This is a genomic window from Sphingobacterium detergens, from assembly GCF_003610355.1.
Taxonomy (GTDB): domain Bacteria; phylum Bacteroidota; class Bacteroidia; order Sphingobacteriales; family Sphingobacteriaceae; genus Sphingobacterium; species Sphingobacterium detergens.
Map to the genome: position 1 here is coordinate 269,058 of NZ_RAPY01000004.1, position 13,633 is coordinate 282,690.

Here is a 13,633-nt window from a genome sequence, read left to right on the forward strand (position 1 = left end):
ATAACCAATTATAAACCTAAATTATGATAGTACAAATTTAAGTGTATTTTTTACACTATGCAAATTTATTTTATATTTTTTCTAATATGATAGAGTTCTAAATCGAAAGACCCTTTAATTTTTTCCCCCATTTTCCGAGTTCCCGAATGATGGGAGATAGCTCATAACCAATAACTGTTAATTCATACGTTACACGTAGTGGAACCTCCGCATATACCGTACGTTTGACGACTCCACTTTCCTCTAATTTTCGTAATTGTAAAGTCAACATGCGTTCGGTAATATTAGGAAGGCATTTTCTGATTTCATTGTATCGGAGGCTTCCGTTGATTAGATAGCAACAAATAGCCAAAGACCATTGGCCACCAATAATATTAGCCGCGAACACCTCAGGGCAATCATTCGCTAAAATTTGTTTATTGGCAAAATTTGTTGAACTCTCTTTGATTTTTGTCATCACACACATTTTTTATAGTACCGAACATTGGGCTACCAGTGAGCCAAAATAAGGAATATCTCGCTATTTTTGAATCAAAATAATTGAGTTAATAAACAATTACGGCTATCAAATGCCGTGATAATGAGCATCCAAACTATTGAATAATTAGCTATAATGAAAACATTGGTCATTGTAATACATCCAAATATTAAAGAATCATTTATTAATAAGAGGTGGATCGAGGAATTGGAAAAACATCCGGAGAACTATGAAATCCATCAATTACATGAAAGATATCCAGATGAAAAAATTGACGTTACCGCGGAACAGCAATTGATTGAAAAGCATGATAAAATCATATTTCAATTTCCATTTTATTGGTTTAACTGCCCTCCATTTTTTAAAAAGTGGTTGGATGAGGTATTGACCTATGGCTGGGCATATGGAAAGTCGAGTGGTTACAAGTTAGCAGGAAAGAAGATCGCTTTGGCTCTTTCTGTTGGGATTGACGAAGTAGAATATAGCGCAAATGGAAAATATAAATATAGCCTAGATCAATTGACAAGCCCTTTTGAGATTACATTCAACTATGTTCATGCCAATTATCAACCACTTTTTGCATACTATGGTATCGAAAAACATGCTTCCAAAGAATGGGTTGAACAGAGTGTATGCCATTATCTCAATTTTTTGGAACAGTTCTAGACCATCAATATGAATTGAAATTTTTACAGGATCTGGTAAGTTAGACTTACTAAACATCAAAGGCATCTTTTATATAGCAAGATGCCTTTGACAATGGTACGCTATCGTGTTGTATACCCCCCATTGGCAAAAATGGTTTGTCCGGTAATCCACCAACCATCTGTTACCAAGAATTCGACTAGAGGAGCAATATCTTTAATGTCAGTCAAGCCCCCAAGTGCAGAAGCGGATTTATGGTAAGCTACCGCTTCTTCACTCTCTTGGCCATAGAAAAATGGTGTATCCATTGGACCAGGAGCAACCGCTGTCACCGAAATCCCTCGATCGCCAAATTCTTTGGATGCTGCACGTGTAAAATGTTCAACAGGAGCTTTCAATCCTTCATAAGTAGAATAAAATCCTGTATAGGCGGCGAGTAGCGAAGTAACAATCGTGCAAATTTTACCATTGTTGTTCAGTTTTTTGCCTGCTTCTTGGATAAAAAAGTAGGCAACTTTGGAATTGATATCACTCATGCTGTCATACTCATCCACTGTTGTCTCTACAATCGTTTTTTTCAATACTTTACCAACAGTATTAATTGCAATATCAATTCCTCCATATTGCGAGATCGCCGCATCAAAGAGTTTGCTAATATTTTCGATCTTAGTAAGATCCGCTTGAAACAGGATTGCCTCCGCTCCAGCAGCCCGTACCACTGCCAATGTTTCCTCAGCATCAGCTTTGGTGCCCTCACTGTTATAATGGATCACCAGTTTTGCGCCTTTGACAGCAAAATCTCTACTTAACAAACCGCCAAGGTTTTTCGCACCACCAGCGATCAATACGACTTTTCCTTTTACATCATTCCTTGCCATAATAATTTATATTTTGATTATAACAAATTTCATGAAAGTAAATGGTGATACTATGGTGAACTTTTCGCTTTTTTCAATTGACGAAATTCAGAAGGGGTTAGACCTTCATATTTCTTGAAAAACTTGGTGAAATTAGATGGATCATAAGTAAGTGTCTGAGCGATGGCTGAGATGGTCAACGTGCTATTGGCTAGAAGATCCTTTGTACATGTCAATATTTTATGTACATAAAAATGACAAGGATGATTTCCACTGGTTTCCTGTATTATCTTAATAAGATGTTTTTGAGAGATACAAAGTGTACTGGCGATATCCTTTAATTCCAACATTTCCATAGCTGTGCCATTAACGAGCTCAGATAAATGACGGTCCAACAATTCAAAGTATTGGATTGTAATTTCTTCACTTCTTCTCTTATTGTGGGGTGATAATACTTCCGTCATGCTAATTATCCTGAATAATATTCTAAATATAAGTAAATTATGTGTGCTGGGGTACTATTGCTTTCTCTTATAACCACACAATTAGATTTGACTAGGATTTATTTAAAGAATACATCAACGTAATATATTTTACAAATTTTAGTGTAATGTGAAAACGAAAAAAGGTTTTCAAACGGGGAGAATGAAAACCTTCAATAACCAATTATAAACCTAAATTATGATAGGACAAAGGTAGTGTGTTTTGTACACACTTGCAAGGATTTTTGAATAAAATGCTCGTTTTGTATTTATTTATTTATCCGGTTATGATATTACGAACTGATGTTTTATTATATTGATTCTAATTGTATTTTCCAGTTATAAGTCTTTGACGAGTGGTTACTCATAAAAGGTCAATATTAGGTCAGAGTTGATTAATTCATAAGAAGACTGAGCAACTTATTGCATATAGCTTTGTGTTAAGGAATTTTAAAAAATTATTAAACTATGGCACAATTGAATTGGGAAGGAATTTACCCAGCAATGTTATCTCCCTTTGATGAGAATGGAAATTTGGATTTTGATATGTTTGCAAAGAACATTGAAGCGCAGGTGGAGGCCGGAGTCCACGGATTAATTATTGCAGGGTCATTGGGCGAAGCGAGTGTTTTGAGTAATGAGGAAAAATACGAGTTATTAAAACATGCATTGAAAGTCGTGAATGGACGTGTTCCTGTTTTGCTCAATATTGCGGAGAATACAACTGCTGATGCAATCAAAGTCGCGATAACCAGTGAAAATTTGGGCGCGGATGGATTGATGTTGTTGCCTCCTATGCGTTATAAGTCTGATGATAGGGAGACTGTTGCTTATTTTCGCGCTGTTGCGCAGAGCACAACATTACCAATTTTAATCTATAATAATCCTGTTGATTATGGTACCTATGTGTCTTTGGATATGTTTGAGGAACTGTTGCTGGAGCCAAATATTCAAGCCGTGAAAGAGTCAACACGTGATGTAACCAATATTACTCGTCTGAAAAATCGTTTCGACGATCGCTTAAAGATCCTAGGGGGAGTGGATACATTGTGTTTAGAATCTTTAATGCTGGGGGCAGATGGGTTGGTTGCAGGGTTGGTGGATGCTTTTCCAAGGGAGACGGTTGCAATGTATCGTCTGGTCAATAAAGGCGAGCATAAGCAAGCCATAGCAATATACCGCTGGTTTATGCCATTATTGGAATTGGATATTCATCCCAAGCTCGTTCAATATATCAAATTGGCCGCTACAGCGGAAGGGATTTCAACACCATATACAAGAGCTCCGAGATTACCATTGATTGGGGAGGAAGAGCAACGGGTTAAAAAGATCATTGCTGATGCAATAGCAACAAGACCACTTTTATAGCGGGGCTTTTCAAGTCTATTCCACTGGAGAAGACTTGAAAAGTTTCTACTGAACATTTAGAAATAGGCAAAATAGAAGAGAATGATTCAAAACGAAAATGAGATTGATGTTGTAGTAAAGCAGGCTGAAGCAGGATTTCAGTTTCTACAACAATGTAATGTGATTGAAAGAGCGAAATTGATGCATGCGATTGCTGACGAAATTGAAGCAATTGACAGCATGCTGATAGAAACGGCTCATTTGGAGACCGCTCTACCTGTTAGTAGACTTGAAGGTGAAAAATCAAGAACAGTGAATCAGTGGCGTATGTATGCAAATGCGGTTCATACAGGTTTGTATAGTGAGGCGAGAATTGACCAAAGTCCAGATGGAAAGATCGATTTACGTAAATACAATAAAGGATTAGGGCCTGTGGTTGTCTTTGGAGCGAGCAATTTTCCGTTTGCTTTTTCCACTGCTGGTGGAGACACCGCAAGTGCCATCGGAGCTGGATGCTCCGTCATTGTGAAAGCCCATCCCGCCCATGTCAAAACATCTCAATTGATGGCCGACGCCATCCATCGGGGAATTTCAAAATACGGCGCTTCTGCTGATATTTTTAGCCATGTTGTGTCCAATTCATTTGAAATAGGGCAGCAATTGGTCAAACACCGGTTGGTAAAAGCGGTGGCTTTTACGGGATCGTTTGCTGGGGGGAAGGCCCTGTTTGATTTGGGGCAATCAAGACCTGATCCCATTCCGGTCTTTGCAGAGATGGGTAGTATAAACCCTGTATTTGTTTTGCCGGACTATCTAACAGATAATGGCGAAGCATTTGCAAAACAATATATTGGATCATTAACGTTGGGTGTGGGGCAGTTTTGTACCAACCCCGGGGTGTTGATTGGCCTTGAGGGAGAAAAATTGGATACACTCAAAGCTGATCTGAAGCGCGAAATACAAGCTGTTGCTACTGGTAAAATGTTACACCAAGGTATATTGGATCATTATAATCAATTGAGAGGCGAGATGATTGGATGCAATGGGGTCAATATATTGGCAGAAGGCACAGATAATGTGCAAGAAGGTTTTGCTCAAGCGATGTTGGTAGAAACAGATGCAGCGCAGGTATTGCACAATCCGGAACTGCTAGAAGAGGTTTTTGGACCATTTGGATTAGTTATCTCTTGTGCCGATCGTCATGAAATGAAGATTTTAATGGAACATTTGGTTGGTCAGATAACCTTGACTTTCGCAGCATCTGACGATGATATGTGGAAATACCAGGATCTGTTCACGATTGCACAGAACAAATGCGGAAGGCTGTTGTTTCAAGGGATGCCAACTGGTGTTGAAGTAAAACACGCTATGCAACACGGTGGACCATTTCCAGCGACGACCGATTCACGATTTACCTCTGTAGGACCCGATGCCATCAAACGTTTTCTCCGTCCCATCAGCTTTCAAAATTGGCCAGATGAGTTTTTGCCGAAAGAATTGCAAGATGGCAATCCGCTGCAAATAGAACGATTGGTCAATCAGCATTGGACAAAAGAATAATAACGCTAAAGAAGATTATAATTCTATCATGATTTATTCAAACCGGACGATTGAGCTCACGAATACCTCAAAATACCAATTTGCTGAGTAAACGACTTCATTTATACCGATGAGACCAACACTTATACCACCAAAAGCTTTGTGAACTGAGCTCATGAATACCATTGAAAATAAATAATAATAATACCTTAATCTAAAAATAAATGATGAACAAATAATTTATACAAATGAAAAAGACTTTTTTTTGTATTGACTCGCATACCTGTGGATGCCCGGTACGATTGGTTGCTGGCGGCGCCCCACTTTTAAAGGGTAACTCAATGATGGAGCGGAGACTGCATTTTATGCAAGAATATGACTGGATTCGCAAAGGATTGATGTTTGAGCCCCGTGGACATGACATGATGAGCGGAAGCATGCTTTATCCACCTTTCGATACAGAAAATGATATCGCTGTTCTTTATATTGAAACCAGTGGCTGCCTGCCGATGTGTGGGCATGGTACAATTGGTACAGTTACCATCGCTATTGAAGAGGGATTAATCCAACCAAAGATACCAGGGAAATTAAGACTGGAAACTCCTGCCGGATTGGTGCATATCGATTACGTTCAGGAAGGATCAAAAGTAAAAAGTGTTAAGTTAACAAACGTAAAATCTTTTTTATATGCAGAAGACCTAACGGTCGATTGCCCAGATTTGGGCCTTATTTCTGTTGATGTAGCGTATGGCGGAAATTTTTATGGTATCATCGACCCCCAGGTTAATTTTAAAGATATCAAATTTTATTCAGCGAGTCAGTTGATCCACTATGGTAAAATAATTCGCAAATTACTTAATGAAAAATATAGATTTATCCATCCGGAGGACTCCAATATTCATGGATTGAGCCACATACAGTGGACGGGAGAGCCTGTACATGTTGGCTCCTCTGGACGGAATGCTGTTTTGGTCGGCGAGAATGCGTTGGATCGCTCTCCTTGTGGTACGGGTACTTCGGCACGCATGGCACAATGGTATGCAAAAGGTCGGCTGAAAAAAGGTGATGAATTTGTGCACGAAAGCTACATTGGCTCTCAATTTATTGGTAAAATAGAAGGAGAGACCACGGTCGACGGAAAGCCCGCAATCATACCTTCGGTAGAAGGCTGGGCAAGAATAACAGGATACAATACCATTTTTTTGGATGATGAAGATCCATATTTTGGCGGTTTTCAAGTGATTTGATAGATTAATTGATAATAAGAAAGTGAAAGAACATAAAAGAGGTACGGTAGTCGTAATAGGTGCTGGAATTGCGGGGCTTGCTTCGGCCTATTATCTTGTTAAAGATGGATGGGATGTGAAAATCCTGGAGAAAAATGAGGTTGATAATAATTGTTCTTATGGCAACGCTGGAATGATTGTGCCAAGTCATTTCACACCATTGGCAGCACCAGGAATGATAGCGCAAGGAATAAAATGGATGTTTAATAGCAAAAGCCCCTTTTATGTACGGCCTTCGTTAAATCCACGATTAATAGATTGGGGACTGAAGTTTTTAAAACATGCAAATCGGGCACATGTTGACCGGCACGCAACTGCGATCCGTGACCTAAATCTCTACAGTAGTCAGTTATATGACGAGTTGAATGCAGAAGAAGGTTTCGATTTTGAGTTGGAACAAAATGGTATTCTGATGATGTATAAATCCAACGAGATAAAGCACGAGGAAACCGAATTGGCACATCGCGCACAAGATCTTGGGTTAGACGTAGAAGTGTTAGATGCAGACGCTGTAAAAGTACTGGAACCGAATCTCAAACTAGATATCTTAGGTGCGGTACTTTATCGTTGCGATGGAAAATTATATCCCCAAAAGTTAATGCAACAGTTGATTCAGTATTTGAAAACTGCAGGTGTGGTGTTTTTTGAGAAAACTGAAGTTCACAAATTTATTACGATCGGAAATACCATTAAAACTGCCGTAAGCAACAAGGGGAATTTCGAAGCTGATGCATTTGTAATAACAGGCGGAGCCTATTTACCGCAATTGATGTCAAAATTGCATGTCCATACACCACTTTTGCCCGGAAAAGGTTACTCTTTTATGTATGATACAAAAGGAGAAAGGAAATTAAATCATGCGGCATTATTACTTGAGGCCAAGGTTGCTGTTACGCCAATGAACGGCCAGATCAGATTTAGTGGCACCATGGAATTGGGGGCTGCAAACGACAAAATTTATGAAAATAGAGTAAGAGGGATTGTCGAATCTATTCCAAAATATTATCCCGAACTACAGATCGATTATCCTAAAGACAAAATATGGTATGGCTACAGACCCTGTTCACCGGATGGATTGCCTTATTTGGGAAGATTAAAAAATTATGGCAATGCTATTGTAGCTGGAGGAGGAGGAATGATGGGGCTGAGTTTGGGTCCCGCCTATGGCAAGATTGTTTGTGACCTATTGGCTGCTCGAGAAATTGAACCTCGTATTGTCGGATTTAAACCAGATCGTTTCGACCGTTAAGAATCCATTATATAAACAGTTGCTCCAAAAAAAGGATTACCTGCTTTTGGGGCAACTGTTAAAATTTTGTCTCCAAAATCTTCAAAATCATGTTATTTTATCGTATCGTATCGAAGCGTCCAACATGCTTTTGAATAGCTGTTATTCTGACAAAAGGCCTATATAATAATTGAATGTATCGACATCGATATTTCCCTTATTTAATCCCGCGATTTTTATCGTTCTGAATTGTTGATCTAGTTGAATGAGCTGTCTCTTTTCGCCTTTTATTCCAATATGGATTGGCATCTGAAACCCTTTGACCGCGCTAATCCACCTACCCATTATTTTACCAGAAGCATCTTGTTGGATTTCTAGTGTTGGAATAGAGGTATGCTGAACATATTGTTCAAATACTTTTGATAGATCCAGACCAGACTGTTGGCTTACATAATTCACAATGTCACTGTAATTTACCTGTTGATGATAGAATTTACTATTCAAACCACGTAAAATAGCACGCCATTTGTCGTCATTATCTATCATAGTACGGATCATATTGAGCATGACACCTCCCTTTGGATACATATCACCAGACCCTTCTTTGTTGACGTGATATGGCCCCTGCATGGGGCTGTCATTGTGAATACCACTTCGGATACCATGCGCATATGCCTGACTGGCTTCTTTGCCGTAGAAATAGTCTATAAATAAACCCTCAGAATAATTGGTGAAACTCTCATGAATCCACATATCTGCGAGATCGGCAGAAGTGATATTATTGCCAAACCATTCATGGCCCGATTCGTGGACTACAATGAAATCCCACTTTTGCCCCCAACCTGTTCCCGAAGCATCGTTTCCACGATATCCATTCTGATAATGATTGCCATAGGCAATAGCACTTTGATGTTCCATACCCGTATGATAGGTTTCGACCAGTTTGTAACCATCCTCATAAAAAGGATATGGGCCAAACCAATGCTCAAATGCTTCTAGCGTCTGTCTGGCATTTTTTTGAAGATGAGCCTTTTTTTCTGTTTTATCATTCTCCCGCAAGATATAGTAGTCGACATCCAAAGGACCTTTTTCACCTTTGTATTTTTCTTGAAAATGAATGTAGTCTCCGATATTGATAGCTACATTGTAGTTGTTGATCGGATTGGCAACTTTCCAATGGTATTTGTTGTAACCATCTTTCATTTTTTCCACTTTTACCAATCGCCCATTAGATACGTTCATTACTTCTTTTGGGACAGCAATAGAAATCATCATACTGTCGACTTCATCGTATTGATGATCTTTATTAGGCCACCAGACGCTAGCGCCCATACCTTGGCAGGCGGTAGCCACCCAAGGTTTGCCATTGCTGTCTTTTTTCCAGTCAAAGCCACCGTCCCAGGGAGCGCGTGCTGCTTCTGTGGGATGACCTTCATAATACACTGTGAATTCACTTTGCGTGCCTTTGGTGATCTTAGTAGGAAAGTTCAAAAAAACAGCATTATATTCTCTTGTAAATGAGAGCTCTTTCCCTTGATAAATAACCTTATTAATTTTAAGATTCGCAAACAGATCAAATTGTAGACGTTCAAAATCTTCTGTGGCCTTAAAGCGGAATAAGTTTGAACCTGAAATGAATTTATTGTCCACATCTACTTTCACGTCCAAATGATAATATTGGATATCGTAGCAAGTACGTAATGGTGTGAGGTGCCCCCGCAATGAATCCGCTCGCGTGAATTCATTTTTCACCTTCATCAGTTGCGCATTGGATTGCTGGAGGCCTGCGACTAAAATACCACAGGTACTTAGTGTATATAATAGTGTTCTTTTCATTCGCTTATCTTCCGCCCGGAGGGCAATGTAGTTTTAAATAATTCGTGAATAATGTTTTTAAATGTTCATGTGTGCCTTCACCTTCACTAATGGAATGGCTACGGTTAGGATAGGACATTAACTGAAATTGTACATTATTTTTTATTAATTCGTCTATAAGAACTTCCGCATTCTGATAATGAACATTATCATCACCAGTGCCGTGTATATACAGTAGATTTCCTTTGATGTTTTTTGCATATTTCAATGGCGAACCATTCTCAAAGTCGGCTAAATTTTCTTGTGGAAGTCCCATATAACGTTCTTGATAGACATTATCATAAAGAAGTTGATTGGCAACAGCGGCTATTGCTATACCTGTTTTATAGATTTGTGGGTATTGTCCAAGCAAATTGAGTGTACTCGAACCACCGCCACTCCATCCCCAGACTGCGATGCGCGAATTATCTACAAATGACCACTTTAATATTTCTTGTGTGGCTAATGCTTGGTCGCGAATATTGAGCTGACCAATGTTGCGGTAGATACTTTTGCGCCAGAGGCTACCTTTAGGCGCCGGTGTGCCCCGGTTATCCAAAGAAATATAAATATACCCATCTTGCGCCATGTTTCCATTATATAAGCTGTTGTGCCCCGCGTTAAAGTTGTCTATTACAGTTTGTGAAGCAGGCTCACCATATACCATAAAGACTACCGGATACTTTTTATTCGGATCGAAATCCAGCGGTTTGACCATCCAGCCATCTAGTTCTACACCTTCAGTAGTCTTAACTTTGAAAAATTCGGCTATGCCATCACTGACTTTCTTTTCACGTTTAACCTCAAAATCCACTACTGTCCGGTGTGTAGGGAGCTCGATAATAGCATTGTACTTGAGCTCGGCACGGTTGCTAAAGTTGAAGATAGCAATCTTGCCATCTTTCGAAATATCATAGTCGCAAGTTCCCTCGAAGGATGCTGGTGTGAGCCTTTTTGGGGAGCCACCTTTAGTAGAGACACTATACAGATATTTTTGGGTCGCATTGCTGGGAGAAGCCGTGAAATAGATTGTTTCTCCTTTTGGATCTAGAAAATCAAGATTAATAATGTCATAATCTGCTTTAGTAATGAGCTTTTCATTACCCTGCAAGTCAATTTGATAGATTTTTCGCCAGCCATCTTTTTCAGATACCCAGATAAATGCTTTTCCACCCTGTATCCAGTCCCAGCCTGAAGGATCATTATTATTCCATCTTGCCTTGATATCGATCCAGGAATCACTCGTTTCGCGATGTATTGCTTGAGCTTCATGAGTAGCAATGGAAGCTGTGTAGATCTTACTCTCGTTTTGTTTCCTGTTGAGTTGCTGAAAAATAAGCTGTTTGCTGTCCATACACCATTCCATACGTGGAATATAATGTTGTTCAGGATCTCCCGGAATGTTTATGCGGCTATTCTTTCCGCTAGCAAGTTCATAAGTCCATATGGAACAGGCGCTTGGAGACTGTCCCACTTTCGGATATTCTACAGGAATGGTAAAAGAGTAGAGACTATCCGTATTATTAATCATTAGAAAATTACGGATACTGTTTGCGTCAAGTTTCCAGTAGGCGATAGAGAGACCATCAGGCGACCATCTAAAACCATCTTTGCAACCAAATTCTTCCTCATAAACCCAATCGAAAGTTCCATTGATCATACGGTCTGTACCATCCTTCGTTACGGCGTTTATATTTCCATTCGTTAGATCCTCCACATAAATATTATGATCTGCTTTGTTAACATAAGCCACTTTATTGGCTTGAGGATTAAATTTGGCAAACATCAGTTGGGATGATGGAAATTGACGCCCTAATTGCATCAATTGATTGGATTTCTTGTTGTACACCCAATAATCACCTCTTGTATTTTCTCGCCAAACCTTTTTGCTATTGGTATAGATTAAAATTAGTTCCCTATTCTTGGATATCGAAAAATTCTCAACTTTTATTGCCGTATTGCTGCCTTTTGGAATAAGAGATTGCTGGGATAAAAAGATTCCCCGGTTTCCATTTTTTGGATCGACGATCTCAATCCCTTTATCCGAAAACTCATAATATTGGTCACCAATATCTGTCCAGAGCCTTTGCGCAAAAAGAGGATTGGATAGGTAAAGAACCAATAACAGCTTTGCGATGATAAAATTTCTAATTCTATTCATTTGTATATGATTATTATTTATCAATTATTGAATTCAGATGAGGTATGTTACTAGGATCCTCCAGCGTATTTAATCGATTGCATTGTCTTTTAGACGATAGATTTCTTGCACTTCACGTTCGAGGTATTTTCCGAGACGTCGATAGCCATTTTCCTCAATAAGATAATTGTCCTCAATACGAATTCCCCCAAAATCGAGATGTTTCTTCAGAAAGTCATAATTGACAAAATCCCTGTGCAGGTTTTGCTGCTCCCAAAGCTGTGTCAGTTCAGGAATGAGATAGATACCAGGTTCCACGGTAAGTACATTGCCAGCTTCCAATTCCTTACCTAATCGCAGAGATTTAAGACCGAAGGTCTTGGTATCTTTAGGTTCGGATGTGCTGTAGCCCACATATTGTTCGCCCAGATCTTCCATATCATGTACATCCAACCCGAGCAAGTGACCTAGTCCACATTGAAAGAATAGTGCGTGCGCATGGTTAGCAACAGCATCTTGAGAGTTGCCTTTCATAAATCCGACCTGTATCAGTCCCTCCACGAGTGCTTCACAGGCTTTTAAATGGATATCTTTAAAACGGATTCCCGGGCTTAATAACTGTTCAGCGGATTTAAATGCGTGTAAAACGACCTGGTAAATTTCCTCCTGTAAAGAGGTAAAACGTTTACCAACAGGAAAGGTACGTGTTAAGTCGGAAGCATATCCCAATGATGTTTCAACCCCAGAGTCATTCAGAAGAAGGTCGCCTTCATGAACTTGATGGAACTGCATATGGTTGTGCAAGATTTCACCTCTTTTAGTCACGATTGGTGGATAAGAAAAAGACATGCCCTGATCCTGTGCAAAATGCTGCATGGCATTGCTAATTTGATATTCATAACGCCCGGGTTTGGTCATCTGGATAGCGAGACGGTGCATATCTACGGCAACATCTACAGCTTTTTCCAGTTCGATAATTTCCTCCACTGATTTAATGCTGCGTTGTGCAGCAACAGCTTGAATTAAAGCTATAGATGGTTGAAGCAGATCAACGGGGCAATTAAACAATTTCCCAAGCAATATTTTATTGTGCGATTGATAGGGAGGAAGGTAATGGAGTGTATTTTGATCGCTTTTTTTCAGATAGTCGAAGAGTTGATCAAATGGAAGTAATTTACTGATCCCCGAAAGAGCCGCTTTTTCTGCTAAGGTCTGTTGTTGTCCCATCCAGACGATATCGTCGATGGTCATTTCATCACCAAATAGTAATGTTTCTCCCAAATCAATATCGAGTACAGCAGCTAGTCGTGGGCTTTTTATACCGATATAGTATAAAAAACTACTGTCTTGACGAAAAGGATAGGTATTGTGTTCAAAATTGATTGGGTTTTCAATATTTCCTAAAAAAAGGATTTTTCCAGAAGAAAATTTTGAAATGAGCTCGTTTCTGCGGGTAGTATAGATTTCTTTCTTAAACATATTTGTGAAAATTAAGAGAGGCAACGTATAATTAAGATTTAAAGCGATATTATTTACATAAATAATACAGAAGCTAATATCGCAAAATTTAATCTTTTAATCTTGAAGACTCTTATTCAAAAACGGTATTGTGTTTGACATTTTATCGTTGTTACAATTGCTTATTTTTAATGATTGGTACATGAAAACAAAATAATATCGGGATTTAATAAAGTTCTATGTTTCTATTGAATATTAATTATCACAATTTATCAAAGTCTAATTGTATTTTAACCTTGTTTTTATAAGATATCAAGTT

Annotated in this window: 11 protein-coding genes; 5 read left to right on the top strand and 6 right to left on the bottom strand. The window is 39.0% G+C overall.

The annotated features are described in order from the left end of the window. Positions 1-97: 97 nt before the first annotated feature. A complete protein-coding gene (locus tag DFQ12_RS19700) occupies positions 98-457 on the bottom strand; it encodes a winged helix-turn-helix transcriptional regulator (RefSeq protein ID WP_120261018.1) in 360 nt (119 codons plus the stop codon). A 156-nt stretch (positions 458-613) separates the two neighbouring features. On the opposite strand from DFQ12_RS19700, the gene DFQ12_RS19705 reads away from it, so the two are divergent. Then, entirely contained in the window at positions 614-1,144 is a 531-nt protein-coding gene (locus DFQ12_RS19705; protein WP_120260760.1) for an NAD(P)H-dependent oxidoreductase, read from the top strand. A gap of 101 nt (positions 1,145-1,245) precedes the next feature. Here DFQ12_RS19705 and DFQ12_RS19710 read toward each other — a convergent pair whose 3' ends face one another. Both DFQ12_RS19710 and DFQ12_RS19715 read right to left on the bottom strand, forming a co-directional pair. Next, positions 1,246-2,001 carry an SDR family oxidoreductase gene (locus tag DFQ12_RS19710; protein ID WP_120260761.1) on the bottom strand — a complete coding sequence of 252 codons (756 nt, stop codon included), beginning with the start codon at positions 1,999-2,001 and terminating at the stop codon, positions 1,246-1,248. Positions 2,002-2,051: 50 nt separating this feature from the next. Further along, positions 2,052-2,444 carry a helix-turn-helix domain-containing protein gene (locus tag DFQ12_RS19715; protein WP_120260762.1) on the bottom strand — a complete coding sequence of 131 codons (393 nt, stop codon included), beginning with the start codon at positions 2,442-2,444 and terminating at the stop codon, positions 2,052-2,054. 486 nt (positions 2,445-2,930) lie between these two features. Between DFQ12_RS19715 and DFQ12_RS19720 the strand changes: the two genes are divergently transcribed. The 4 genes from DFQ12_RS19720 (at position 2,931) to DFQ12_RS19735 (ending at position 7,883) form a co-directional block, all read left to right on the top strand. Further along, positions 2,931-3,830 (top strand): dihydrodipicolinate synthase family protein, encoded by a 900-nt coding sequence (locus DFQ12_RS19720; protein WP_120260763.1) that lies wholly within the window; start codon positions 2,931-2,933, stop codon positions 3,828-3,830. 81 nt (positions 3,831-3,911) lie between these two features. Further along, complete coding sequence (locus DFQ12_RS19725) at positions 3,912-5,369, top strand: aldehyde dehydrogenase (NADP(+)) (RefSeq protein ID WP_120260764.1); 1,458 nt, start codon at positions 3,912-3,914, stop codon at positions 5,367-5,369. Between the two features lie 227 nt (positions 5,370-5,596). Then, positions 5,597-6,595, top strand: coding sequence for a 4-hydroxyproline epimerase (locus tag DFQ12_RS19730; protein ID WP_120260765.1), 999 nt, complete (start codon positions 5,597-5,599; stop codon positions 6,593-6,595). Between the two features lie 22 nt (positions 6,596-6,617). After that, positions 6,618-7,883 (top strand): NAD(P)/FAD-dependent oxidoreductase, encoded by a 1,266-nt coding sequence (locus tag DFQ12_RS19735; protein ID WP_120260766.1) that lies wholly within the window; start codon positions 6,618-6,620, stop codon positions 7,881-7,883. A gap of 141 nt (positions 7,884-8,024) precedes the next feature. Here the strand turns inward: DFQ12_RS19735 and DFQ12_RS19740 are convergent, their stop codons facing one another. The 3 genes from DFQ12_RS19740 to DFQ12_RS19750 all read right to left on the bottom strand — a co-directional run bounded on the left by DFQ12_RS19740 (position 8,025) and on the right by DFQ12_RS19750 (position 13,335). Then, positions 8,025-9,698: a M1 family metallopeptidase gene (locus DFQ12_RS19740; protein ID WP_120260767.1), complete on the bottom strand. Its 1,674-nt coding sequence runs from the start codon at positions 9,696-9,698 to the stop codon at positions 8,025-8,027. A 4-nt stretch (positions 9,699-9,702) separates the two neighbouring features. Then, a complete protein-coding gene (locus DFQ12_RS19745; protein ID WP_120260768.1) occupies positions 9,703-11,877 on the bottom strand; it encodes a S9 family peptidase in 2,175 nt (724 codons plus the stop codon). A gap of 69 nt (positions 11,878-11,946) precedes the next feature. After that, positions 11,947-13,335, bottom strand: a complete 1,389-nt coding sequence (locus tag DFQ12_RS19750; RefSeq protein ID WP_120260769.1) for an aminopeptidase P family protein — start codon at positions 13,333-13,335, stop codon at positions 11,947-11,949. Positions 13,336-13,633: the final 298 nt, after the last annotated feature.